At 49.2% G+C, this 25,033-nt stretch carries 19 protein-coding genes; 5 read left to right on the forward strand and 14 right to left on the reverse strand.

Annotated elements, in window-relative coordinates; genetic code table 11:
* Positions 1-149: 149 nt before the first annotated feature.
* Both H6G21_RS10085 and H6G21_RS10090 read right to left on the reverse strand, forming a co-directional pair.
* Positions 150-482, reverse strand: a complete 333-nt coding sequence (locus tag H6G21_RS10085; protein ID WP_242041754.1) for a cytotoxic translational repressor of toxin-antitoxin stability system — start codon at positions 480-482, stop codon at positions 150-152.
* Positions 479-730 (reverse strand): hypothetical protein, encoded by a 252-nt coding sequence (locus H6G21_RS10090; RefSeq protein ID WP_242041755.1) that lies wholly within the window; start codon positions 728-730, stop codon positions 479-481. The genes H6G21_RS10085 and H6G21_RS10090 overlap by 4 nt, the downstream gene beginning before the upstream one ends.
* A gap of 235 nt (positions 731-965) precedes the next feature.
* Between H6G21_RS10090 and H6G21_RS10095 the strand changes: the two genes are divergently transcribed.
* Together H6G21_RS10095 and H6G21_RS10100 are read left to right on the forward strand one after the other, a co-directional pair.
* Positions 966-2,072: a branched-chain amino acid ABC transporter permease gene (locus H6G21_RS10095; protein ID WP_190573418.1), complete on the forward strand. Its 1,107-nt coding sequence runs from the start codon at positions 966-968 to the stop codon at positions 2,070-2,072.
* 131 nt (positions 2,073-2,203) lie between these two features.
* Positions 2,204-2,962 (forward strand): ABC transporter ATP-binding protein, encoded by a 759-nt coding sequence (locus H6G21_RS10100; RefSeq protein WP_190573281.1) that lies wholly within the window; start codon positions 2,204-2,206, stop codon positions 2,960-2,962.
* 24 nt (positions 2,963-2,986) lie between these two features.
* Here the strand turns inward: H6G21_RS10100 and lpxD are convergent, their stop codons facing one another.
* The 5 genes from lpxD to H6G21_RS10125 form a co-directional block, all read right to left on the reverse strand.
* Positions 2,987-4,024, reverse strand: coding sequence for a UDP-3-O-(3-hydroxymyristoyl)glucosamine N-acyltransferase (gene lpxD, locus H6G21_RS10105; protein ID WP_190573282.1), 1,038 nt, complete (start codon positions 4,022-4,024; stop codon positions 2,987-2,989).
* A gap of 72 nt (positions 4,025-4,096) precedes the next feature.
* Complete coding sequence (locus H6G21_RS10110; protein ID WP_190573283.1) at positions 4,097-5,980, reverse strand: ATP-binding protein; 1,884 nt, start codon at positions 5,978-5,980, stop codon at positions 4,097-4,099.
* A 471-nt stretch (positions 5,981-6,451) separates the two neighbouring features.
* Positions 6,452-6,937, reverse strand: a complete 486-nt coding sequence (locus H6G21_RS10115) for a hypothetical protein (RefSeq protein ID WP_190573284.1) — start codon at positions 6,935-6,937, stop codon at positions 6,452-6,454.
* Between the two features lie 207 nt (positions 6,938-7,144).
* A complete protein-coding gene (locus H6G21_RS10120) occupies positions 7,145-7,588 on the reverse strand; it encodes a hypothetical protein (protein WP_190573285.1) in 444 nt (147 codons plus the stop codon).
* 411 nt (positions 7,589-7,999) lie between these two features.
* Entirely contained in the window at positions 8,000-9,094 is a 1,095-nt protein-coding gene (locus tag H6G21_RS10125; RefSeq protein ID WP_190573286.1) for a hypothetical protein, read from the reverse strand.
* A gap of 1,209 nt (positions 9,095-10,303) precedes the next feature.
* Here H6G21_RS10125 and H6G21_RS10130 point away from each other — a divergent pair.
* On the forward strand, positions 10,304-10,582 hold the full coding sequence (locus tag H6G21_RS10130) for a hypothetical protein (protein WP_190573287.1): 279 nt from the start codon (positions 10,304-10,306) through the stop codon (positions 10,580-10,582).
* Between the two features lie 192 nt (positions 10,583-10,774).
* On the opposite strand, the gene H6G21_RS10135 is transcribed toward H6G21_RS10130, so the two are convergent.
* From H6G21_RS10135 to H6G21_RS10160, 6 genes are all read right to left on the reverse strand, one after another.
* Complete coding sequence (locus tag H6G21_RS10135) at positions 10,775-11,362, reverse strand: hypothetical protein (RefSeq protein WP_190573288.1); 588 nt, start codon at positions 11,360-11,362, stop codon at positions 10,775-10,777.
* Positions 11,363-11,821: 459 nt separating this feature from the next.
* On the reverse strand, positions 11,822-12,040 hold the full coding sequence (locus H6G21_RS10140; RefSeq protein ID WP_190569303.1) for a hypothetical protein: 219 nt from the start codon (positions 12,038-12,040) through the stop codon (positions 11,822-11,824).
* A gap of 521 nt (positions 12,041-12,561) precedes the next feature.
* A complete protein-coding gene (locus tag H6G21_RS10145; RefSeq protein ID WP_190573289.1) occupies positions 12,562-14,181 on the reverse strand; it encodes a cyclic peptide export ABC transporter in 1,620 nt (539 codons plus the stop codon).
* A gap of 309 nt (positions 14,182-14,490) precedes the next feature.
* Positions 14,491-15,042, reverse strand: a complete 552-nt coding sequence (locus H6G21_RS10150) for a hypothetical protein (RefSeq protein WP_190573290.1) — start codon at positions 15,040-15,042, stop codon at positions 14,491-14,493.
* A gap of 70 nt (positions 15,043-15,112) precedes the next feature.
* Positions 15,113-16,525: an aminopeptidase P family protein gene (locus tag H6G21_RS10155; protein ID WP_190573291.1), complete on the reverse strand. Its 1,413-nt coding sequence runs from the start codon at positions 16,523-16,525 to the stop codon at positions 15,113-15,115.
* 121 nt (positions 16,526-16,646) lie between these two features.
* Entirely contained in the window at positions 16,647-16,928 is a 282-nt protein-coding gene (locus H6G21_RS10160) for an acylphosphatase (RefSeq protein WP_190573292.1), read from the reverse strand.
* Positions 16,929-17,065: 137 nt separating this feature from the next.
* Between H6G21_RS10160 and H6G21_RS10165 the strand changes: the two genes are divergently transcribed.
* Complete coding sequence (locus H6G21_RS10165) at positions 17,066-17,440, forward strand: DUF1823 family protein (protein WP_190573293.1); 375 nt, start codon at positions 17,066-17,068, stop codon at positions 17,438-17,440.
* A gap of 152 nt (positions 17,441-17,592) precedes the next feature.
* Here H6G21_RS10165 and H6G21_RS10170 read toward each other — a convergent pair whose 3' ends face one another.
* Positions 17,593-18,684 (reverse strand): glycosyl transferase, encoded by a 1,092-nt coding sequence (locus H6G21_RS10170; RefSeq protein ID WP_190573294.1) that lies wholly within the window; start codon positions 18,682-18,684, stop codon positions 17,593-17,595.
* A gap of 993 nt (positions 18,685-19,677) precedes the next feature.
* Between H6G21_RS10170 and H6G21_RS10175 the strand changes: the two genes are divergently transcribed.
* Positions 19,678-24,897, forward strand: a complete 5,220-nt coding sequence (locus H6G21_RS10175; RefSeq protein WP_190573295.1) for a PAS domain S-box protein — start codon at positions 19,678-19,680, stop codon at positions 24,895-24,897.
* Positions 24,898-25,033 lie beyond the last annotated feature (136 nt).

Genomic DNA, 25,033 nt, shown 5'->3' on the forward strand with positions numbered 1-25,033 from the left:
GAAACGACATCCATGGAGGGGATCTTTGTGAATGGCTTGCACAGGTGATGAAGGGTGGGATGCAGGGTGGGATGCAGGGTACATCGCACCACCACCAATTCTCTCGCATTCATGATGACCCGAATTGAACCTACCGATCGGATTCGGGATCAGACCTGGGGCTTGGGCAAGACGCGCAAAAACTTAATGATTTGGCCGGTGACTTCAATGCTAATTAGATGATCCGCTAAGGTAAAGCGGTAAAAAATTCCGCTGTTGCCCATTTGCCGAAAGTCGGGCAAAAACTGGAGGTGATTGGTTTGAAAAAAATCACTGAAGACAAATTCCTGAACCTGTTGGCGGACAACGGGAGGTAACTGTTTCAGGTCAAGCAAAAAGGAACGTTCGTAAAGCACTTCAACGCTGGCGTTTGAGGGTTTCAGGGGGGTGGCTTTGGCGCTGGAAACAATACTCCCTTGATCAGATGGGGGATTACTGTTCATAGGGACTCAGGAATTTCAGTAGGTTGGGTCAGGAGGGCGATCGCTTCGTCACGGGTCAACATATCCCCAGGCTGAAAGGTTTCCTTGGCGGCCTCGATCGCGCTCAGCATATAGAGATCGTAATAGTGAGTTCTCATAACATCCCACATCACAAGAAGCTGATCATCGGTCAGCCCGTTGAGAAGATGATGGGCGCGATTGCGAAGGGACTGCATGGTTTCAAGCGGGAGGATCGTCTCCTTCAGCATACCCACTTTTTCCGTAGACCTACCGCAATTTACCCTAAAATCAACTCTACCTGCGCTTGCAGTCCACTGCTCTGAAAATCCCCGGTTTTACGGTGATGCTAGACAGTTCTTCAAGGCCGTTTTTCAAGGCCGTTCAAGGGTGCCGGTGCAATGCCGACTCTTGTCTCGATTCTGTGTCACTCCGTGTTACTTTGTGATCCCTATGCTCAATTATCTGTTCTCCTTTGATCCTGGAATTTTGAACTATGTGGCGTTCCTGCTGACCAGCATGGCGATCTATGGCTTGATGGGGCTGGGGCTGAATTTGCAGTGGGGCTTCACGGGGCTGATTAATTTTGGGATTGCGGGGTTTGTGGCGGTGGGAGCCTACGTGACGGTAATTTTGAGCTTGACGAAGGTGCCGATCGTGCTGGCCATGCTGGGGGGAGGCTTTGTGGCGGCGCTGTTTGGGTTACTCATGGGCTTTTCGACCCTGCGGCTACGGGAGGATTACCTGGCGATCGTGACGATCGGGTCATCGGAACTGGTTCGTCTGGTGTTCAACAATGAGGAACTGTATGACAATCGGCCCGGTTCCATGGGGATTAATGGCTTTCCGTTGCCGTTGGAAAGTTTTCGTCCCAATACCTTCACGCGGGTGGGCATGGTTGCGATCGTCACGGTGATTTTTGGGCTGGCGCTGTGGAAGCTATGGCAATGGGCCAGTCGGCGCTTAAAGTCCGCTGCCCAACGGCAAAAGGTGGGCATTACGGCGGTGGCGGTGCTGGCGGGGTTGTTGGGGTTGCGGGCCTATGTGGTCACGGCAATTTCCCTATCGAATTTCAAAGCGAATCAGGCGGGGAATGGCTTGCTGTTTGTGGCATTGATTGTGACGGCGATCGCCTTTTGGGTGGTGGAGCGCTTGATTCGATCGCCCTGGGGGCGGGTGCTGAAGTCAATCCGGGAGGATGAAGAAATTGCTAAAGCATTGGGGAAAAATGTCTTTGCCTACAAACTTCAGTCCTTAATGATTGGTGGGTTTTTGACGGGTGTGGGAGGTGCGCTATACGCTTGGCAACAGAGCAATGTTTATCCGGATAATTTCCGATCGGATTTGACCTTTAATGTTTGGATCTTGATGGTGTTAGGAGGAGCCGGAACGAATCCTGGGGTGTTATTAGGAGCGGTCATCTTTTGGGTATATACCGCGCTGACGCGGGATTTAAATCAAATTTTGCCCTTCCCAACGGTGCAAATTGATGCCTTTCGGATGGTGTTTATTGGGTTGCTATTGATTGGTCTGATGGTGTGGCGGCCCCAGGGTATTCTGGGCAATCGTGATGAACTAACGCTGGGAAAATAGGTGTTGTCTAGAGCAGTATCTAGAACAATGTCTATAGCAGTATCTGGAGCAGTATCTAGATCCCTCTCGATCGATGCGATCGAACGTTCAACAAATGACTTAACTTTGGATGTAATAGATTTTAAAAGCTTATGACTGCACTGCTTTCTGCATCGGGTTTAGTGAAAACCTTTGGGGGGGTCACGGCTGTTGACAGCGCTGATCTTGAAGTGGCTACCGGCAGCATTACTGGACTGATTGGCCCCAATGGTGCAGGGAAGACGACGTTATTTAATCTGTTGTCTAACTTTATCCCGCCCGATCGCGGCCAAGTAACCTTCAACGGCCAATCGATCGAACGGTTACAGCCCCACGAAATTGCGCGATTGGGCATGGTGCGTACCTTTCAAGTGGCCCGCACCCTATCCCGGTTATCGGTTCTGGAAAATTTGCTCCTTGCGACCCAACAGCAAACCGGAGAGAAGTTCTGGCAGGTCTGGTTGCAACCGGGCAAAATTGCCACAGAGGAAAAGCAAGCCCGCGATCGCGCGCTGGAAATCCTGGAGTCGATCGGGCTGGCTCATAAAGCCTACGACTATGCAGGGGGACTCTCCGGCGGGCAACGGAAGCTTTTGGAAATTGGCCGTGCCCTGATGACCCGTCCTAAGCTAATTCTGTTGGATGAACCCGCAGCGGGCGTCAACCCAACCCTGATTAATCAAATTTGTGAATACATTACCTATTGGAACCAGCAAGGGCTGTCTTTCCTGATCATTGAACACAATATGGACGTGATTATGTCCCTGTGCGATCGGGTGTGGGTGTTGGCCGAGGGCAAAAACCTCGCCGTCGGCACGCCCCAGGAAATCCAAACGAATTCCGCCGTCTTAGAAGCCTACTTGGGGAACTAGGAACTTACAAGTCTGCCTGAACCACTAGTCCCCCTCACCGAGGCCCAGCCGTTTTTTCACTTGTCTCAAGACCTGGTACATATCCGGTAGACGGCTGTAGATTGCGGAGGATTTGAGGTAAATCTTGTGATCCACCGCAGGGTACCCCGACACGATTTGCCCTGGTGCCACGTTGGCATGGATCCCTGACTTGGAGGATGCGATCGCGCCATCGCCGATCGTCACATTATTAGCCACGCCCACTTGTCCCGCCAGTGTGACCCGATCGCCCAAGGTGGTGCCCCCGGCAATGCCGACTTGGGCGGCCATGACACAGCTCTGACCAACCGTCACACCATGGCCAATGTGGATCAGGTTGTCTAACTTGGTGTCGCGCTTCAGTCGCGTTTCTCCCACCGCAGGCCGATCGATCGTGCAGTTGCAGCCAATTTCCACCAGATCTTCCAGCACCACATAGCCGGACTGATTCATCTTGTACCAACCGTTCGGCGTCGGCACATAACCGAAGCCTTCGCTCCCAATCACAGAGCCGCTATTCACTAAACAATCATTGCCAATTTGAGTGCGTTCTTGAATGGTGCAGTTGGCATGTAAGGTGACTCGATCGCCAATGGTGACGTTAGGATAGATGACGACGTTGGGATGAATAACAACATCATCGCCAATCACAACGTTTTCACCAATGGCAACGTTCGCGCTAATGGCTGCATTTTGACCGATCGTAGCGGTGGCATCGATGACTGCGCTGGGATGGATGCTGGGTGTGGGTTTGTACGGTTGATAGAACAGCCCGATCGCTTGGGCAAAGACGAGACGGGGATGTTTGACTGCGATCCAGGCAATGCCCCGATCGCTGGCTTGGGTTTGCAGGGCTTCCTGGGACGGCAAAATTAACACAGTGGCTTGGGTGGTGTTGATTTGGGCCGCAAATTTTTTGCCTTCAATGTAGCTTAGGTGACCCGGTTGGGCTTGGTCAATCGCGGCAACGCCAGTGACTTCCAAGGTGCGATCGCCGTTGAATTGCGTTGCCCCTAACTGCTCAATAATCTCGCCAAACTTCATGGGTTTTTCTATCTCCCCTGTGCCATAGCCCTAACTGAGTAATCTACCAGCGATCTAATCCCGCGATCGCATTTATACTCTAGCAGTTTTATACTTGAGTGCTGCGGCGATGGAGCGAGAAATCTGATTTTGGGATTGGTAAATCGGCAGTTGTACGACAAATTCTGTTCCTTGGGCAGGCTTGGAGTAGCAGTGCAAGGTGCCTCGGTGCTTTTCAGTCACAATTTTGTAGCTAATGGACAGCCCTAAGCCGGTGCCTTTCCCCACATCCTTAGTTGTAAAAAACGGATCGAATAGTTTGCCGATAATGGGTTCTGGAATGCCAGGGCCGTTATCCTGAATGCGAATTTTGACCTGATTGTGATCGACGACTTCTGTGTAGATATTAATTTGATTGGGATGACTTACTATTTCCTGATAGGTGCGATTTTTGTTGCCTTCTTCCAGGGCATCGATCGCATTGCTGAGGATGTTCATGAAGACCTGATTCAATTGACCTGCATAGCATTCAACTTGGGGCAGGTTGTCATAGTGCTTAATGATTTGAATCTCGGGATGGTGATTGTTGGCCTTCAGGCGGTGGGCCAAAATGATCAGGGTACTATCAATCCCATCGTGGATGTTGACGCACTTAATTTCAGCTTCATCCAGACGAGAGAAGTTACGCAATGCTAATACAATGTCACAAATCCGATGGGTTCCCATGCGCATGGATTTCACAATATTGCCAATGTCTTGAATCAGGTAATCTACATCGATATCTTTTAGCGCTTGTACAGTGCTTGGAGGGAGTTCGGTGCAATGTTGTTGATAGATCTCTAGCGCATGGCACAAATTTTGCACATAGTCATTGAGATGTTCAAGATTGCCATGGATAAAGGTGACTGGGTTATTAATTTCATGGGCAATTCCCGCAACCATCTGCCCAAGGGCAGACATCTTCTCACTTTGGAGCAAAACGGACTGGGTTGCTTGAATTTCACTGAGGGCTTGTTCTAGGGATTCAGTTTTGGCTTGTGCCTGCTGTAAGAGTTGGTTGACTTGGATAATCAAGCGATTGAGGGAAAGCGATAACTGACCGATTTCATCGGTACTGGTGACGGGTACCTGGAGATCAAAATTGGCAGTTTCAATCACTTCTTCTGCAATGGCCGCGGCTTTTTCAACGGAAGCAGAAATTTTCCGACTGAGGAGCGAAAGAAGCAAAAATGCGATCGCAATGGACGCGATCGCACTTGTGGCCAACATGATGGTTCGTAAAACATCTGCTTGATTTAACGCTATTTTTGCTTCTTTGAGTTTTATCTCCTCAATATCACTGAGTTGTTGGACTAGGCTAAGAACCTGATAAGCATCTTGCCGTAGTGCTTCATTGTTAAATCGGGTGAGTTCTGCTTGCAAAGCTTGACGCTGCGAGTCAGATAATTGAACAAGGTCTACCTGATTTAACTTGACCGTTAGGGTGTCGAGATCTGTAGACAACGTTTCGTAACTAGCCTTGAGAGATTCAATTAACTGTTGCTCCTGCTGATCGGAGGAAGTATCGCCCTCGACAATCCCGTGGGTGGCTATGTAGGTCGCCCAGCTTGCATCGAATTGGTTGCGATCGGCAAGAAAAATATCGTATACACTTTTCCACTGGGATATATTGTTTAGGGTCAGAATGCTGCCTTTTTGGTGCAGGTGCATTTTCAGTAGCTTCGCTTGTAGCTCATTGAGCATGTGGTGCTCGGCTTCGCTCTCTGCGATCTCTGCCTTTGCCCGGTTGAGATGAACTTCTGCAATGCCCCAACCTGTGGTCATACCTACGATCGTCACACTGGCGACTAAGCCCATGCTCCACCCAATTTTGTGTTGGAGCTTCAGACTGTTAAACCACTGCAATAGGTTAGATACGAAACTGAGGGAAGCAGGGGACGGTGAGCCAGACTTGGGAACAGGAGCATCAGGAAACATGGGAGGTGTTACGACTGTGATTTGTATTCTGCCCAAAGACAGTCAGGTGGGCTAGCGTTAATATGCCCATTTTGGTCTAAGGTGCCTCATCCATCTATAATCTGCTTCGGTTCTGTGCCACCGTAATTACCGCAGGCCATCTGGTGACCTCGGTGGACTCAGGGGGGATTGATGTGGCCGATCGCTGAAGTCGTTTCCAATAGGGTTGCCTATTCTATTGAATTTCCTGAATTTAATAATGTAGTTTCTGCTTCTGCCAAGCTGTAATATATGGTGTCGATCGTCTTTGTTTGAATGGATTGGCGCGATCGCCCCCAATCATTCGACTAACGTTTGCAGTGAGCGACTCCAAAGCTACGTATTGCTATATAGAGTAACTCTTGCGAGTCTGCTCTGGCACAAGGTTCTACGGGTGGTCATAATTTGGACGGTGCGCTGCAAGCTATCTTGCAAACCTGAGAATGACGCCCCTCATGCTGGCCTCCCTAAGCATCTCTTCTGCCGCTCAATTTCTGCTCGCATCGTGGGGTCACCCAGCATGTTATCGAGGGAATACTCATCACTATTCGTGTTGTAATCTGCCCAATTGATCATGCTAATACAGAGATCAAAGATCTGATCTGCGCTCTGGGTAACTCTGTATTGGAGGAAGCTCTCGATACAGACCAGTAGTTCAACCAATTCACAAGAAAACTCGCTCGCTCGGACATCATCTTCGGTCATGCTGACATCTAGCGCGTCGAGGTGCGATCGCACTTCCTCCACAGATCCACATTCAAACTTACGTAAAATATCGTTGAGCAAATCACGCTCTGAATCTTCAAGTTCGGCTTCGATAGCCTCGGCACTGGCTAAACGCAGGATTTCAATGGATTCGAGTGAGAACTGAATTATATTGTTGTGTTCAGCACCAGATATCAGAGTTTGAATCTCCTCTTCAAGCTGTTTGTAGTTCATTTTTTACTCATCCATGGGGTAAAGTCTGTCTAAAAAACATGCCCAAAGCTCAAAGGATCATTAACATTTGGGGTATGGATCTAAGCTGCAACCTATCCTGTTGTGCAAGATTGCAATGTCATTCAAAACTGTAGAACGTTGCCATCACCCGCCGCAGATAACCTTTGCATCATAGCGATTCACTTTCGGCGGTCGGTGTGCATGGCCTTATGCGGGCACCCGCTGTAAAGTGATTAAACTGAGTATTGAGTCACGAAACTCATAGTGGACACTATAAGTTTCATACTCAAATCGAATCCATTCTCTTTCTTCACCCCGAAACCTTGCTTTCCCATTTTCAAATTTCATCCTTTTTTCTTCTGCATATTGCTGTGCAAGAGCAATTGAACCGAAGTTTGACACCCCATATTCATCAGGTTTAGCCGCTGAAAATCCGTTCTGATCTGTTACGTAAATAAATAACGTACTTAACATCTGATTCTCGTCAAATAGGAACTCAAGCCCTAAGCTCTTGATACTGGCTCTGTATTCATCTTCTTCACATTCTTGGTGGCGATCATATTTATACACTACAGATACATCGTTATATTCAAATAAATCAATAAGCTCTTCTGACTTTAAAGCTTTATTGAGTAATGGTGTGAGATTCATTTTTGCCTAATCTCCTAATAAGGAAAATAAGTACTAACACACTGGATGTAAAGATTTAAAGCCATATTCCTATAAAAGTTGCATGAATTAGGTATAGCCTGCTCCACTACAGGGCTTTGGCTCCATAAATCTGTCCGGACTATTGATTAAGCAACTTTGGAAGAAAGCCCAAGGTTACGCTTAAGTCATCAGTGTTGTCTGTGCATCGACCTGATCCGCCCATTGCGGACCCGCACGATGGGTGGTGTGGGAGGGGAGGGTTAAATTCCCTCATCAACCCGATTCTACGAGTAGTAATCATGAACGAAAGCGCTTCGCACTCATCATGATTGCTCATATAAAACCATGCCGCTATATTCCTCTTAATTGGCCAACTTATCCTTTACTCTAGCGGCAATCTACCACTTTATATCAGCGTTGTGGGGGTCGTGAGAAAATCAAGAGTTTCTTGGTGTTTACTACAACAAAGCTCTGGCCCGTTGGAGAAAATCCACAAACGGCTGCATCATAGCACTGGGCAACTTGGATAAACTGCTCCAGATTCTCCTGCAAGCTTGCATTAGGGGGTGAAAGCAGGATGCGATAATCTGGCCAAGTGGGTGAAATCTTCCAAAGGACAAAGCCATCCTCGGTATAGTGCCTAAATTCTCCTCTTTGGATGTCTGTATCTGTTCCCGACATGGCGATCGCTTGATCTTGCAATGGCCCAATTCCGGTGGCAGATAAAGTTACAGGATCAAACCAAGAATCATCAGTATCATCATGCCTGACTTCTGCCAATTGATTTCCTGTAAGACCATCGTAAACCTGACGTGATGTACTGTTAATTAATAAAATATCATCACTGCCTCTTCCATACCCCACGGAGTCTAGCATCATGAAGTCTAGTTGAGCCACGAGCTGCCAAGGTGACATCGGGGTTTGTGTGATCATTTGCCGAATTTGCCGCCGCAGTTTTCCCTGGTACTGCACTGGGCTAAGATAGTGTTCAGCGTAAGCCTGTTGCGCTGCTAAAAGCGGGTCTTCTCTATGAGGTGCAAATCGACGTGGCGGTTGTACTTTGAACCAAATTTCATTCTCAACCCAAAATCGATAAATGAATTCCTCAAAGCTAGAAGCACAGAAATGGAAGTGGATGGCATCCCACTCTTCATCCCAATCTTCACCTAAGTTTTCTTTTTCTGTTTGCTCATCTTCAAAAATACCAGGGTAGAGACGACGATTGCTACTAATGATGCAATGTTCACCGGCTGGATTGATATAAAGATACCAGAGAATACAAGATTGGGAATCAGATAAAAACAACATTAAATAGCCGTTTTCTCCAGTTTGTTCAACCGGGAATGGAATAAAGCTTTCGCCTAACTCAAAGTAACAGCAAGTGACTGAGCGGATACGACAAAAAAGTTCTGCGGATTTCAGAAATTGCACCCAGGCTGGTGGCAATCTCAGCCCTAACTCAGATGCTTTCTCTTCTATGACTGCAACTTGGGCGGGTAAGGGCAATGCTCCTTGAGTAATATCGGTTTCCCCCTGGGAAATGGCAAGATTAGTATCGTGATAGGGAGGGTGTGCTTCAATGAGCCACTCAAAGTTGCCCTGAAATTGTTCAGTCGGCACTTCTGGCAAAAATGCATAGGGAAAGGGAGAATAGGTCGCACAGTCTTCTATATGCTCCCGGTAACCAGGAAGATCGATTGAGTACCAGACGGAGCCTAAAGAGAGGTGGTTAGCATCCATATTGTTTATTGGCTAAAATCATCTGAGTCCAACTCATTATTCCCAGCGATCGGCCTTTCAGTGACATTTGGAGCATGACAATACTCAATCAACTGGTCATTTCAACCCATAAGATTCCCCTAAATTCCCGCTTATTTAGAGCGAATTTTGCCGAATTTCTCCTTGCTTGAAAATCGGTTTCCATGGGAATAATTATGCGCTTGGCAGCGGTTTTCTACCATGATTAACTAACAAGGATCTCTATCAACCAAAGCTGACCAGGTTGGGTAATCACATAGACAAACCATGTGTCGTGATATACCCCATTCAGATACTTGAGGTAAGTCATCAATCATGGATGGAACGCCCTCTGGGAATTCAATCACACATACTGTCTTCCACCCGTGCTGTACGATTGGCCATGGTACAGCCATTTGTTGGGTGACTGCAACAACACGGCTTTTTGCGTGAATGACACTGGCGAGATGGTGAGGTCGAAGCGATGTGCAATCATCACGATCGTTGGAACGTACACACTCGTTACGGTTAACCCAAAACATCATACTAAACTCTTTGGGTAGTTCAAGATCTGCATAGGCATAAGTTACGAAGACTATTCTACTGTTATGAGAAATTTGTGCTGGTAATCCTGTCTGAAGCTGTCTTTGCACTCTGACTGAGACTCTTGCTTCAATACCCAGATAGCGTTCCCAAAGTTCAGCATCGTTCTCGTTCAGCAAATCATCTGCCCTCAATCATGAAAACTGACATACAAGCTTCAAAGACTGTCTCAACTATTGAACTCAGCGGTATAACGCAAAGTTCATCTGCTGCGAGTTGATTTTGCTGGAACCAGTGTAGCATCACCAGTCAGGTGCGATGACGGGCTAGGCGGGGCTAATCATGAAGTTTTTCTAGATTTTTGTCTGAAAACGACTGCCCATGAAACAATCTGAAAAGCCGATCGAACTTTGCATCCCACAAATGAGGGAGGAAATGAACGATCGCTCTCAATTACCCCGATCGCTGCTTTTGCGGACGGGTTTCTGGGTGAATGAGCTGACTACTTTTGCTAAAGCTTCGATCGAATGCTGGGAAAACAAACGGATCAATGTTGCAAAAGCCTCTCGATCGATGAGTTCGCGCCGAGTCTCGAATAACATTGATGATGCGATTATGGGAGCGATCGTGATTGCCAGAGTTCTGAAACGTAAGCTGAAATGCTGGAAAGACAGAGAATGGAAGGGAGTTTTTCTCTCTGGGCAGTCAGCATAACGACTAAGTTGAGCGGCGATGAAAGAACTGAAACGTAGACGAGAAAATCTCAGATCGCCGCTCCAACGACTGGTTAGCTGGCTGCCCCACCAAGATCTCTCAACTACGATCGCAATTTCCTGCAATTACCGATTTTCTCTCAATACGCTGATGAAACTTAAAACTAAAAGTGAAGATGTTAGAGCAGGCGACTTAACAAGGGCGAGGCTCACCCGCTTTCACTCGGACTTCGTAAGGTCTATTGGAGCCATCAGGCCCATATTCCCAACACGTAACATAACGGTCTCCTGCTTGCTGGCTTGAACCGGAGCCTCCTATAAGAAATATCGACATCAGTCCAAAAAGTGCAGCAGCTCGATCATTAGCCTGAATTCTTCGGGCTTCCTGCTCAGCTAAGTACGCTTTCTTATCTTCTGGAGATAAACTTTCAAAATGCTGACGACGACGTTCTGCCTCTAATCGCTGTTCCTCAGTCGCTGCTTGCCGAGCAGCCTCCAGTTCTTTCTGCCTTTGCTCCAATCGCTCCAATTCTTGTTGACGTTTTAGCCGTCGCAGCTCGCGTTGTTGTCGTCGAAATTCATTGCGTTGCTCACGTTCCCATTTACGTTGCTCACGCTCCAGTCTACGGCGCTCGCGTTCCAGTATTCTCACGGGATTAGAAGCGATCGTTTGAGTCGATTGAGAACCCTGCTTAGAGATTATGTCGATCGCAGCAACTGAATTAACACTGATGCAATAGATGAAAGCAGTAGACAAACAGCCAACAAGCTTGAATCTCATTCGACATCTCCCAGGTAGTTTATGTGGCAAGGTATATCAGAAAAATCACTTAGCCAATCAGTCAAAAGAATTTTATTCTTCGGCATTTTGCAAGTCAATACCTTTGCGAAGAATTCACGAAAGAAAACTAGAGTAGTTTTGAACTGGAATTTCTCACAACCGTTTTGCCTTGTCCCATCTTCACCAAAAAGCGAAGCCAGCTAACAACTAAATTATACGGAAATTTTCCGTATATCTCCCCGATTTGGGTGGATACCCCGAAAATTTCCGTATATCTCCCTCCGTTTCCCATAAGCTATCCTGATTTTATCGGGAGATATAAGCCATTTGGTTTAAGAAAAGTGAATTATTATGGAAGCTTGTCACCAACTGTTACTCGCAGCAGATTGTGTCCTGAGATTGCAGTGTCCGCAGTCCATGAGAGCATTAACAAACCTGCGGACACCGATGCTTTAACCGTTAACGCAGCCGTTCACGACTGAGGATGCTGATGTATTGCCCGTCGGAATGCACGATCTTCATCGGTTGACTCCAGTGAATCCTGTCTGCGATCCGATGGGCATGGAATTGATTAATCGTGTCCTGCACAAACTCCTTGTGACCGATTAAGTGAATCTGTAAGCGTTGCTTCTCGTGTTGAACTTCACGATCGCTCCGATCGCTAGAACCTTTCGCCATACTGTGAGCTTCTCCTGTTTGTAGTGAGTCTTTGCCCTCACCCTAACCCTCTCCCAAAGGTAGAGGGAACCCGATCTCTTGCTCCCTTCTCCTGCGGGAGAAAGGCCGGGGATGAGGGCAGTCTTAAGAAGCCCAAAAATTTAGAGCCACCCCGTTTGACATCACAAACAAGAGTGGCTCGATCGAATGTTAAAATTCTCAACAAGCCTCCTTGCTGCTTCCTCAGCGAGGGGGAATAGCTACTTGGGCTTGTTCCAGCAATCCCAGGTAGTGCCCTAAATTTTCGGAACCCGGCGACCCCACGCTTCATACCAACCCGTAACTCGAAAGAAGGATGTCCGTGGACTCGCTTGAGAAACTAGCCTACGGAGAAACTAGAGGCTCTGTCAATCCGTATTGCAAAAAATATTGAGGTATCATTAATCACCTCACTCCACGGAGATCCCGCTTCCCACCTCGATCGAGCCTGGAACAGCATGGCCCGCCCTTCCGCTGACCCAATCCCCAGGCGGACAGGAACGCTATAACGCTTTGTCATACTCAATTTGACCGTAGTCCAACTTGATAATCCGATCGCCCAGATGGAAATAACGATCGTCATGGCTGATCACCAGAACCGTTTTGCCCCGTTGCTTCAGATCAAACAAAATGTGGTTGTAGAACAAATCGCGAAATACCGGATCTTGATCCGAAGCCCATTCATCGAATAAATAAACTGGTCGATCGTCCAAATAGGCATGGAGCAAAGCCAATCGCTTCCGTTGTCCCGTTGACAATGCCGTTGTCGATAGCAATCCATCCTGCACTTGCACCTTGTGGGCAATTTGCAATTTTTCTAAATAATCCTGGGCTTGGCGATCGAGATCGTGACTCTCCTGCCCCACCACCCGTTCAAACAAATGAAAATCTGCAAATACAACGGAAAAATTTTCCCGATAGGCACTCAGCGTTTCCGGAGTAATGGTTGCGCCACCATACTTCACCGCGCCCGTTTCCGCCCGATACAATCCCACCAATAATTTCGCCAGCGTTGACTTCCCACTCCCATTCCCTCCCACAATAAACACCATTTGTCCCGCAGGAATGGTCAAATCCGGAATCGTTAGACGGAACGGCTCTTCATCCCGATCGGTGCGGTAGGTATGGACAATGTGGTCAAGCTGAATCTCCTGGGGGGCAAGCTGTCGGGTCGGGACAAAGGTGTCGCGGGCGACTGGAATTTCCTTATTACTTTCCAGCGTCAATCCCATATATTCCACCTTCTGCAACGCCACATTTGCCTTAAACAACAACGGCAGACGTTCCAACAAATTCCGAAACGGCAACATCAAAAACGTCAATGTCAAGATAAAAGCAGCCAGAGTATTGGATGGAATATTAATCAACTTTGGCAATGCAAACAGCACCATGCCAATAATCATAAAAAAGAGTAAATTTCCCCAACCCGTCGCCAAGGAAAATAGCGTCAATGCCTGTACATTGTAGCGTTTGGAATTCAGCGCACTGGCTTCTAGATCCTGTTTGATGAACGATCGCCGTCGCTCATAACTCAGTTTCAGTTCCTTAATGCCATCGGTCAAGGTACGGAAATGCTTAAACAGAAAATCATCCTCCGCCCGTGCCAGCTTTAAATACTTCCTCGCTCGCCCTAGGAAATACTGAACACTCACGATCGACAATGCCATGAAGACCAAAAGCCCCAGAAAAACAGGAATCGAAATGAATCCCAAATAAATCATGCAGGACACAATAATGGAAATGTCCACGCAGAGAAAGGGAATTGCAAAGACGGTATTGGCGATCGTTTGCACATCTTCCGTCAGTGCGGCCAGCAGCTTACTGGGGCCGAGGGCTTCCAGTTGGGAAAGGGGCGTCGTCAGAATGGCATGGCTCAACCGAAGTCGCAGCCGATAGATGGAAGTTTGCGCCAACCGGATCAGCAAAAACTGCGCCATCACCGTGGTCAACAGAGATAGTAGCGTGAGGACAATAAACAGCCCGATCGACACTGACTTTCCTGCGATCGCTTGGTTAATCAAGGCAATTAACTGCGCACTGCAACCGCCACTAATTAAACCCGTCAGGATCGCGATCGTGACGTTTTGCCAGGAGGCTTTGAGCAGGAGCCAGAGAATGTTCATGGAGGATGCAACAGGTGACAGGGAGTGAAGGCGTGAAGAATCTCGATCGACGAAGTTTACTGATACCAAATTGATTTACTACCGCTACAGATCCGATCCCCCTAGCCCCTCTTATTAAGGGGGGAATTTGACTAAATTTTCTCAAAGTCCCCCTTATTTCTAGCGCAGCGGCGCGTAGCGCGGGGATTTAGGGGGATCGTTATGTGTGGCAATTACAAGTTGATTTGGTATTAGCCTATCGAGAAAACGGGGCGATCGACAAGCGATGGTGAGATCCATTGCTACTTGGAACCAAAGACATAACAACCACTAATCCAATATCTGAAACGACTGGAAAAAACCATCCACACTGCGGGTCAAATTTCTCTCCCGATTCGTTTTGACTACCAAGGTATACACCCGCTGTTTTGCAATAAATACCCGCGCCCGCCCCGTCGAGCCTTCCTTTGGAAAGGTCAGTTTAAACTCAATACCGGGGTAGCCTTTCAGCGTCATGCGACTTTCCGCCAAAATTTTGCCATTTTCCTGGGCGATCGTGCGGCGCAATCCCGCAAAGGCGTCTTCTAGTTCTGCCGTTGTTTGATAAATGGCCACCGCAAAATCTTCATAGGCCACCGAATAGCGCACCTCTTCTTGAGTCCGCTCCACTTCAAACAAATGCAACTCCCGCTCGGCCTGTTCCTTCACCTCTCCTGGCATCAGCACGCTAAATTTACCCGTTTCCGAGGTGAACCGCTTCCAGACGGATGGAGTTGCAGTGGGCGCAGCTTCTTGGGCAAGGCTGGTGAGTTGCAGGGTGGGTAGGGTCGGCAACCCGATCGCTAAAGACACAACTAGAGTGATTGGATAGAGTTTTTTCATGGATAACTTTCCCATTGACGGAATGATTAGCGAAGGGAGATGAATAGCATTCCAAACAAGATGAATAGGCTTAGATTGAGAGTAAGGCTTCAATTTCCGCAACCGTTGTTGGCAGTGATGCCGTGAGGACTTCAGAACCGCTATCTGTTACGAGCACATCATCTTCAATCCGAATCCCGCGCACATCGGCAAACTCCGCTAACCGCTCCCAATTGACTTGCTCGTCGTATCGTTCGCGACGGCTGGAATCCTTCAACAACGCGGGTACTTGGTAAAAACCCGGTTCGATCGTGACTACCATGCCCGCTTGCAAAGGCCGATCTAAGCGCAGGTATCCCAGGCCAAAGCGATCGCTGCGGTTTCGTCCTGGGGCATAGCCTGCCAAATCGCCCAAATCCTCCATATCATGGACATCCAGCCCCAACAAATGCCCCACCCCATGGGGAAAAAATAGGGCATGGGCATCGCTTGCGACCAAATCCTCCGGCTTGCCCCGCAGAATGCCCAGGTCAACCAGTCCCGTCGCCAACGTGACACAGGCCAGCAGGTGAATGTCGCGATACTCAACCCCCGGCTTGACCGCTGCGATCGCCGCATCATGGGCCGCCAGTACCACGTCATACACCGCCCGTTGCGTCGGTGAAAATTTGCCCGCCGTTGGCCAGGTGCGTGTCACATCTGCCGCCCAACCCTGCGCCGTTTCCGCGCCCACATCCGCCAGCAATAAATCCTGGGGTTGCAGGACATGGTGATAATGCTCGTTGTGCAAGACTTCGCCGTGAACCGTGACAATGCTGTTGTAGGCCGTTGTCATGTTGTGGGTCAGAATCACCTGTTCCATGGCGGCCCGCACCGCTGCTTCTGTTTGGGCGAATGTTTGGGCCGATCGGGTGGCGGCCATCCCGGCTTTGTGGGCTTGGACGGTGACGGCAGCAGCTTGGCGCATTTCCGCGATCGCGGCGGCATCCTGACACAGCCGCAGTTGCACGATCGCCTGGGCTAAGGCCAGATCGCGATCTTCAGGGCAGTTCGGCGCATTCACGCTGCGATCGAGGATGTAGCATTGGTCGCTGCGCTGTTCGTTGCAGAGTCCGATCGTCGCCGCATCGATCGTCCATTGGGAAGGTTGCAGAACCGTCTGCGCGTTGGGCAATTCCGTGGGCAACAGGTCTGTGAGGGGATAGGCGGCATCAGCTCCGATTTCAGCGGCGATCTGTTCCCGCGTGGGGGATTCGCCATGCCAGAGGGCCGCTGCCGGGGGCGCATCGTCCATAAACAGCGTGAGTCGTCCATGCTCTAGGTGAATCGCTGCGTTGGGAAGGGGCAAGCCTGCAAAGTAGAGAAAATGGCTACTGGCGCGGAAGGGATACTGATTGGCTGGAAAGTTGCGGGATGGCCGATCGCCCGACCACAGGAGCACTGGAAAATCCACCAGCTTGGCGAGTTTCTGGCGACGTTGTTGCAGGATTTGGGCGATCGGCATGGTGGTTGCAAAAAGGAGAAAAATGGCTAGCAGGGCTGAAAAATGCCCTCATCACCATCATAAGGCGGTTGAAACCGTGCCTACACAAACCGCCGGATGGGATCGTGGGATTCGATCGGGGTTAACGGCGAATTTCGAAGCCTTCAAAGCCTTGGGGGGCTTCATCGTTGACAATAACCTGGTTCACCTTGGCGGAGAGTGGCCCCTGGTGGCACCAACGCAGCATGGCCTCAACTTGAGCACGATCGCCCTGAAAAACGGCTTCTACGCGCCCATCGAGCAAGTTTCTGACCCAACCCGTTAGTCCAAGAATATTGGCTTGTGCCTTGGCTGAATAGCGATAGCCGACGCCCTGTACCCGGCCCGAAATCCACACATGGACACAAACCACCGATTGACTCATGACAACCTCCCTACGCAACCTTCCTGGAATGAATTTTAAATCCCCAAATATTTCAATTTATCCTATGCATGACGCTCCGTAGCCCTGTAATCTACGAATATTGGCAACAAAATCGTTACAGAAAGTTGACAAATTCTATGACTGAGCTACCCCCCCTGAATGCCGAAACCCTTTGGGGCATCCTACGGGACACGATCGAAGATGCCACGGCCAATCAACTGGTCTGGTATTACTTGGGCTATCGCTTTGATGCAGCCACGGCCCAGTGGGACAATTCCCAGGTGGCGGAAGACTGGCGCGAAGCCTATCCCGAACCGCCGGATTTCATTGAAAGTCGTCCGGCGACGGTGAAGTTGACCCGATCGATTCCCGCAGAGAATAAGCAGTTGCTGAAGGAACAACTAGGGTTTGAAGGCTATAAGGTCAATGAACTGGTACCCCGCAAAACTCGCCGCGCAACCCTGACGAATTGGCTGTTAAGCTACATGGCCCTGCACCAGTTACCGCTTTGATGAATCCCCCCTTTTTCCTGCCGTAGCCGCTTTGTAGAAGATAGTTTGTCGGAGATAGCTTAGGAGATAGGGGGGCTCGGATCGGTTGCATTAATCAATCAGGTTGGTCTGCGCAATCAGGTTGGTCTGCGCAATCAGGTTGGTCTGCGCAATCAACTTTGAAAATAATCAACCACAGCTTGGGCGATCGATTTATTCCCATCTTTCGCTAATGGTTCCGCCTTGCGCGGTGGCGTCATCGGTTGGGCCAGAAAGCTCCAATCCCCGGTGAAAAAGTCCTCTGCTTCGACAATTTGGTGCTGGGCGTAGTCCTGAATACCCTCTAACAAAATGGGGGCTTCGGCAAAGCCTTCGCGGGTGATGCTGATGATGGGAACATCAAAACGGCAGGCTTCAGAAAAGGTGCTGTATCCCGGCTTGGAAATTAATCGTCCCGCCAATGCTGCAAAGTCGATCGGACGATAGAATCGATCATCTACACGAATCAAGTTTGGTAATTCTGGCGCAGACAAATCGAAACAAATAAAGATATAGTCTGGGAAATGCTTGACATTCTCGTAGGGAATTCGGTTCAAACCCAGTCCCCCAAAGGTTAGCAAAACGATCTTTTCCTGTGGGATTGCCCCTAGGTTAAATGCTTCTTGTACTTCCTCTGGCGTAAATCGCGACAGGACGCCTGTTAAGCCTACGTCGATCGTAGAACTGAAGGCGGGCATCGGTTCACTGAAGGGCATGCGAAATAGGCGATCGGCTTGGCTAAAACAATCGCCAATCCAGTCCGCTAGGTCGTTGAATTCTGGGTATTCATCTCCCCAAGCTCGGTAGATAAAATCCCAGCCGAAATTACCCATCATCCAGCAGGGAATGCCCGCTGCCTGGGCGATCGGGGCGGCGAGGGGCGGAATATCACCCAAAACCAATCCCACGCGATTTTGCTTGAGAAAGTTGGCCTCCGATCGAATCAACGCTTGGGCTTGGGCGCGAATCTCTTTGAGCTTGTCCAACGTGGCGGGTAAATCCATGGTCAAGCTATCTGCCTGAATTACGCCCACATCAAAGGCGCGGGGCCGATGAATCCAATCCCCCGGAAAGTAGGCTTCCAAGACCGATCGCGGGGCGGTGGTGGCCAAAATAATGGTGATCTCGGGGTTGAGCGTTTTGATTTCTGCCGCGATCGCAGCTGCCCTTGTCGCATGACCGAAGCCATGGTTCGTAATTGCGAGATAAAGGATGGGTGAAGCCATAGAAACCTGTCAGGGATAGCCTTTCTCTCCCAGTCTAAAGCCTTCAGGCGTGACTGAGGCGGTCTAGAGGTAGTCTATGGGTATTAGTCGAATGATATGAGTCTATTCATACTAGTCAAAGGCTATGGATTAAATCACCCAAATACATCCATCAAGATTCATAAGCTCAGCGACAATTCTTGTGTTTTTCTATATCGTTTTCTGATAATTGTTTCGCTGAATGCATTGATTGATACATTAATCAATGCGCCTATTAATTATGTATTAGCTTGGTAGAGAGGAACCCTGTTTCCTATATGTTTTTCTGATGTATTTTCTGCGCGATTTTAGGAAATTGCGAGATTTTTTGGCTGATCTAATCTATGCTGAAGTGTATACTTGAGTGACAGTTTGTCGAGTTGGAATTTTTGAGTTAGAACCTTTTCCTGAAAAGTCTTGCATTAGTATAAATGATCGGTTCTAATGGCTTGTTGTTTGATCTGATTAGGGGTAAGCTCCGAATCAGAATCGATATCTGAATGCTAAAAAGTGTGTTTCCTCTAGTGTTGTCCTCGGATTCCAAAATTTTTATCCATATAGAGTGATTTTATAGAGCGATTCTGAAAAGTTACAGTTAAAACTATAGAAACTGTGAAAAATGTGTTTTGTTGAGGGATCTACTCCCTTGTTTCTCTGTTGGTTTATTCTTTCTTTGTAAGTCTAAATTTGTAGGTCTAAATTTGTAGGTCTAAACTGGTCAGCTGAAGCTTGCAAGTTTGAATGAATCTAGCTTGTTGAGTACTGCTTTGCTAGCAGAGTATTCAACTTCTAGATTGAATGACCGTTAAAGTTTCTCTTTGAAATTTCTCTTTGAAATACTGACTAAGTTGCTGCCGTGGGCTTGAAGAGAGTGCTGTTTACCCCAAGGCCGCTTTTGCTGAGTCCTCGTGCGCAATTTCAGCAATATTTTCAAAATTGCAAAAACTGTTCAAATTATTTAAGGCTTGTTGGACTATGCGATCGCCAACCGCATCTTCTTCATCGTTTCCCCCCACTTCGTCGATCAAATTATTGTTGATTGAGGCTTGTGAGGCCGATCGCAGAACGTATCGCCAGTATCTCCAGTCGCACAGGGATCGCACCTACGACGTAATAGAAGCAAATAGCCTCGTGTCTGCACTGGAAATGTGGCAGGCCCACCAGCCCGATGTGGTGGTGCTGGCGTGGAATTTCCCAGACGGGAATAGTTTGGAATTTTTGCAAAGACTGGAGGGGCATCCCGTCCAAAACCCTCTGCCAGTCATCATGCTCACTGACCCGAAGGATGAACCTGGGATCATTCAGGCGATGCAGTTGGGGATCGCTGACTATTTGATTAAAACCGATCTGACACAGACTGCCTTTGTGACTTCAGTTCAGCAGGTCTACCATCGTTTTGCCCTAGCCCGTCGATTGCAACGTTTCCAGCAACAGCAAGCAATCATTGCCAATATTGCGTTGCGGGTTCGGCAGTCCCTCCAATTGCAGGAGATGTTGGAGGCGATCGTGCTGGAGGTGCGGCAATTTTTGCACACCGATCGGGTCATCATTTACCAATTCAACCCAGACTGGTCGGGCACCGTGGTTGCAGAATCGGTGGTTCCGCCCTGGTTGCCCAGTTTGCAACAGCAGGTGGCTGATACTTGTTTTCAGGATCCCATCGTTGGCTTGTCTTACCGTGAAGGCAAGATGTTTGTTGCTAATGACATCTATGACGCGGATTTAACCCCATGCCACCTGCAATTACTGGAGCAGTTCCAAGTCAGAGCCAACTTAGTTGTGCCCATTTTGTTGCCCGAGGATGATCCCTCGTCGCTGTGGGGCTTGTTGGTGGCCCATGAATGTACCGCTGCACGTATTTGGGAAGACTCCGACCTGAACTTGGTGCAGCAACTGTCTGTGCAATTGGCGATCGCCATTCAGCAGGCGACGCTTTACCAGAACTTGCAAACGCTCAATGCCTCCTTGGAACAACAAGTTGAGGAACGCACCCAAGCTCTGGCAACTAGTGAGCGGCTATTTCGAGATATTTTTAACCACAGCTTTCAATTGCTGGGGATCTTGGACTTGCAGGGGCATCTGTTGGAAGTCAATCAAGCCGCGTTGGCGATGAAGGGTCTTTCGTGGGAGGCCGTAGCCAATTGCCCCTTCTGGGAAACCCCTTGGTGGGACATTTCCACCACCCTGCGCCAGCAAATTCGATCGGCGATCGTCCAAGCCAGCCAAGGCGAACCATTTCGTCAGGAAATCGAAGTGTTAAATCGGGATCGCCAAGTGATTGCCGTTGATTTTTCCCTTAGACCGCTTTTGGATGCTTCCGGTGCAGTCCGTTTGCTGATTGCAGAAGGGCAAGATCTCAGTCAGGCCAAACGCACTGAAGCCACCTTACGGTTACAGGCCCAAACTCTGGATCAAATTAGTGATGCCGTCATTTCCACAGATGGCATGGGAACCATTTGCAGTTGGAACCAATCCGCAGAAACGTTATACGGCTACACGGCTTCTGAGGCGATCGGGCAAAATGTTGAATTTCTCTATGACGATCCAGAGGATGTCAGAACTCAAGTCTTGGGGCCGCTCCTGGCCAACGGAAGCCACGAAGCGGAAGTGCGGGTGCGCACCCAATCGGGAGAACTCCGTTATGTCAGTGTACGACTCACGGCGGTGTTAGACGATCACGGGCATTTAGTGCGTTTGCTGGGCTGTGCTAACGACATCACCGATCGCAAACAATCGGAAGTGTTGCTGCGCAATAGTCAGGAGTCCCTGCGCCGGAGTGAAGAATTCCACCGCTTGGCGATCGAGGCAAGTGGCATAGGAACGTGGGATTTGGTATTACCAGCCAATACCTGTTTTATTTCACCGCAAATGGCGCGATTGATGGACTATCCAGACACCCAAACGACGGTGCCAGCCTCGCAATGGCAGGAATCCATTCATCCCGACGATCGCGCGAAGATGACGATCGCGCTGAATGCAACGATCGAACAAGATCTCCCCTTTCAGGTGGACTTTAGAATTCAGCTTCAGGATGGGAGCATCCGCTGGCTGTCATCGCGGGGGTCTCTGAGTTGCAATGCAACAGGAGATCCGGTGCGGATTCGAGGCGTTTCTGTGGATATCACCGATCGCAAAGCCGCCGAAGCTGTACAACAGGAAGCTGAGCAAAAACTGCAACAACTGAATCAAGAACTTGAAGCCCAGGTTGCGCGACGCACGGCTGAATTGCAAGCCCTCTCGGAACGCCTGAAACTTGCCTTAACATCAGGAGCCGTGGGGTGTTGGGATTGGGATATTACGAGCGATATCGCATTTTGGGACGATCGAATGTACGAAATGTACGGTATCGATCAAGCTGCAACCACCGAGTTACCCTACCAAATTTGGGTGAGTTGCCTGCATCCCGACGATCGTGCGGCCACAGTGGAAATGCTGAATCAAGCCCTGCGAGGGAATGCGGTCTATAATCCCCAGTTTCGCGTTGTGCTCCCCGATCGTACGATTCGCTATGTCCAAGCCTATGGAACTGTTTTACGCAATGCAGAAGGCATTCCCCAAAAAATGATTGGGCTGAATCTTGACATCACTGCGCAGAAACAAGCCGAAGCCGAAAACCTGCAATTAAAGGAACGCCTACAATTTCTTCTATCGGCCAGTCCCGCTATTATTTTTACCCTTCAGCCGGGGGGAGCTCAAACTGTGACGTTGGTGAATGATAACCTGCGTGAAATTTTGGGCTATGAACCTGATGCGTTGATGGTGGAGGCTAAGGTTTGGAAGCGCTATCTCCATCCAGAGGATGCAACGCGGCTGGCTGCGGATCTGGAGCAGTTGTGGGATAGTAACTCCCATGTTCTGGAATATCGTTTTCGCCATCGGGCAGGGCATTATCTCTGGTTCCAGTTGGGATTGCGGTTGGTGCGTGATGCCCAAGGGGAACCGATCGAAATTGTGGGCTATGCGGTGGATGTGAGCGATCGGAAACAAGTAGAAATCGCCTTAGCCGAGAGCCAGCATTTTATTCAACAAATTGCAGATACCTCCCCCCATATTCTGTATTTGTATGACATTCAGGAACACCGCAACATCTATGTCAACCGCGAAGTGGCAAGTACTTTAGGCTATTCGCCAGCGGCCATCACAGCCATGGGCGACCAGTTGCTTCCCCAACTGCTCCATCCCGAGGATCAGGACTACATCCTGCATCACTTGCAGCAAATGCAATTTATCCAGGATAACGAAGTTCGAACCACGGAATACCGTCTTAGACATGTCAATGGCGATTGGCGTTGGTTCTACACCCGAGATGCTGTGTTTCTGCGGGATAGTGAAGGGCTGGTGAAGGTTATCATTGGGTCTGCCCAGGATATTACTGACCGCAAACAAGCAGAACTAGAATTACGCAAAAGCGAAGAATTTCGGCGACGGCTCATTGAAAGCAGTAGCGATTGTATTAAGGTGATTAGCCTGGAGGGGGAACTGATCTATCTCAATGCAGGGGGCGTTTGTCTCTTGGAACTGGATAGTGCGGAGGATGTGCTTGGACAGGACTGGATGAGTCTGTGGCCGCAGGATTTTCGCCCCTATGTAGAGCGTGCAATGATTGCGGGACGATCGGGGGATGCTTTCCGCTTTCAGGGCTTTTGTCCCACGGCGAAGGGAACCCCTAAATGGTGGGATGTGGTTGTTACACCGGTTTTGGATGAGGATGGTCAGCCCTGCCAAGTGTTGTCGGTTTCCCGAGATGTGACGGAACGGAAGACTGCGGAGGAGCAACTCCAGCGAGCCAACGAACAACTCCAAATGACCAACGCAGAACTCGATCGGGCCACGCGCCACAAGGACGAATTTCTGGCCAATATGAGCCATGAACTGCGGACACCGCTCAATGCTGTGTTGGGGATGACAGAAGGGCTCCAGGATGAAATCTTTGGCCCTGTTAATGAAAAACAGATACGGGCACTCCGCACGATCGAACATAGTGGAGTTCATCTCTTGGATTTGATTAATGACATTTTAGATGTCGCTAAAATTGAATCTGGTCAAATGACCATCGATCGTCAGCCGGCCTCGATTCATTCCCTGTGCCAGAGCAGTCTGACCTTTGTGAAACAACAGGCGTTAAAAAAGGAGATTCAATTAGTTCTCCATTGTCCGAAAGATTTGCCTCAGATTTGGTTGGACGAACGCCGGATCCTTCAGGCGCTGATTAATTTACTCACGAATGCCGTGAAGTTTACCCTGCCGGGGGGCTGCGTCACCCTGGAGGTTACCTGTCCCGTGATTGATTTCGATCCTCACCTAAGACTTGATGAAAGTCTAGAGATTAATGACAGTTCATTGAATGCAAATGTTGATATAAATGCAAACGTTGATGTAAATTTAAACGTTAATGTAAATGACGGGTCTGTGAATAATGCTACGGTAAATGATGAGACTGTGAACGATGAGACTGCACCCCGATCGCTCAAAATCGCCGTAATCGATACGGGTATCGGAATTACCAAGGCTGATATTGCCAAACTCTTCCAGCCGTTTGTTCAGGTGGACAGTGCCCTCAATCGCCAACAAACCGGCACAGGTTTAGGGTTGGCCTTGGTGAAGCGCATTGTGGAACTCCATGGCGGCACCGTTAGACTGACCAGCGAAGTGGGAGTCGGGAGTTGCTTTGCGATCGAACTACCCTATACACCAACTGCAACGGAGGAGGAGTTATCTAGTGATGCGGCTCGCGAAGCCTCTAATCGCCAAAGATCTCGGTCAGTTTCTGGCGCAACTCCGGACACTCAGCAAGAAAAGCGCATCTTGCTCTGGTCAAAAGCCCATGGCCCAGAAAGCACGATCGTCAACTATTTAGAGGCGAAAGGCTATCGCGTTTTCTGGTGCCAAACGCAACAGGCCGCGATCGCACAAGCCCAGCACAGTCCTCCAGCACTTCTGGTTGTGGCTCTGAAGCAGTTGGAAGAACTAACAATTGCAGGGCAAGCCTCCGCCCCGGTGTCCACCGCCATTCCCTTCATTCGGCAAATCGCAGAGTTTGCAGACCTCCCGATCGTGGTACTGGGTCAACCCACAGCGATCGAAAATGCTGCGGAGGATGGTGTACCGCAGGACGATCGGGGTGTGGTTGAATATCTCCCAGCGTCCCCCCGGCCCCAGGACCTCGCCCAACTGCTCCACACGTTGCTCCGTTAACCGTTGCCGCAGCCTAGTCAAACGTTGTCGGAGCCTAGGCTGCAATGTTGCTAAACATCACAGGATTGCAAACAATTGCAAAACAGTTGACAGCGCCCCAGTTTACCCCTAGGCTTGTTTTTCATAGCTGACTGCA

Origin of the sequence: Alkalinema sp. FACHB-956, assembly GCF_014697025.1 — a bacterium.
GTDB lineage: Bacteria > Cyanobacteriota > Cyanobacteriia > Leptolyngbyales > Leptolyngbyaceae > Alkalinema.